The 1487-nt window shown below is 62.5% G+C and carries 1 protein-coding gene; it reads left to right on the plus strand.

The genetic code is table 11. The features are described from left to right. The first annotated feature begins 130 nt into the window (after positions 1-130). On the plus strand, positions 131-1480 hold the full coding sequence (locus tag BO1_RS48820; protein WP_084688861.1) for an IS4 family transposase: 1350 nt from the start codon (positions 131-133) through the stop codon (positions 1478-1480). The last annotated feature ends 7 nt before the right edge of the window (positions 1481-1487 follow it).

Raw genomic sequence — 1487 nt, forward strand, 5'->3', positions numbered from 1 at the left:
CCATCGTCTTATACACAAGTCTGTCCTCCGCAACCGTAGGCCGGAACAAACGGTCGTTGAGCAATGAGATGGACCGGGGCTTGTAAACTTTCGGCGCGTCGCGTTTACTCTCGCTTTTTGCGTGAACGCCTTGGCCCTGGAAGCACCGTGCTGGACGGAAACCGAATTTGCTGACCTCGACCTTGGCGACGCGCGCCTGAACAAGCGAGCGAGGACATTGATGGAACGATTGGCGGCCAAGCCGACGGCTGGCGTGCCGCAGGCGTGTCGGGGCTGGGGCGAGACGATGGCGGCGTACCGCTTCTTCGACAACGGCGAGGTCGAGTGGAGTGCGATTCTGGAGCCGCACTGGCGGCAGACCGAGCAACGAATGGCCGCTCAGTCGGTCGTGTTGTGCCTGCAGGACACCACGGAACTGGATTTCAACGGCCGGCAGGCCACGGGCCTTGGGCCACTGTCTTACGAGATGCAGCGCGGGATGTATTTGCATCCGACCTATGCGGTGACGCCTGAGCGGGTGCCGCTGGGTGTACTCGACGCGTGGATGTGGGCGCGTGAGCCCAGGGACGCGCAGGGCAAGCGCGGCGGCCTCAAGGAAAGCCTGCGCTGGATCGAGGGTTACGAACGGGTGGCGGAAACGGCATCGGGCCTGCCGCACACGCGACTGGTGTACGTCGCTGATCGCGAGGCAGACATGCTCGCGCTGATGGTGCGGGCGCAGGAACTGGGCACGCCGGCGGATTGGCTGATTCGCTCGACCCACGACCGCGCGCTGCCCGAGGGAGCGAGGCTGTGGGCGGCGGCGACAGAAGGTGCACCGCTCGGCGAGATTGCCTTCACGATGGGCTCGCGTCACGGCGTGAAAGCGCGCCCGGTGCGCCAGCACATATGGTTGCGGCGCATCGAACTGCCGGCAGGCGTTGGTCAAAGCGTAGCGGCCACGTGTCTGGTGGCGCGTGAGTTTGATGCACCAGGCGGCGTCAAGCCGATCGAATGGCGCTTGCTGACCAACCGCGAAGCCACGACGCTGCAGGAAGCGATTGAACTGATCGACTGGTATCGGGCGCGCTGGGAAATCGAGATCTTGTTCAACGTGCTGAAGAACGGTTGCCGTGTCGAGGCGCTGCAATTGGGTGCAATCGAACGGCTCGAACGCGCGCTGGCGCTGTTTCTGGTCGTGGCTTGGCGAATCGTCCATCTGATGCATATGGGCCGCAGTTGCCCCAATCTGGATGCCGAACTGTTCTTCGATGTCGATGAAATTCGCGGCGCGTATTTGCTGACCGACGTCAAGCAGCCAGCCAAGCCCAAGCTCAATGAGGTGTTGCGCTTGATTGCGCGCTTGGGCGGATTTCTCGGCCGCAAGGGTGATGGCGAACCCGGCGCGAAAGCTATTTGGCTCGGACTCAAAGAGGTTCATGTCGCTGCCAGGACATTGCAGAAGTTACGTGCCGGCGGTCACGCTGGAAATTGTGTATAAGCCGATG

Origin of the sequence: Paraburkholderia oxyphila NBRC 105797, assembly GCF_000685075.1 — a bacterium.
Taxonomy (GTDB): domain Bacteria; phylum Pseudomonadota; class Gammaproteobacteria; order Burkholderiales; family Burkholderiaceae; genus Paraburkholderia; species Paraburkholderia oxyphila.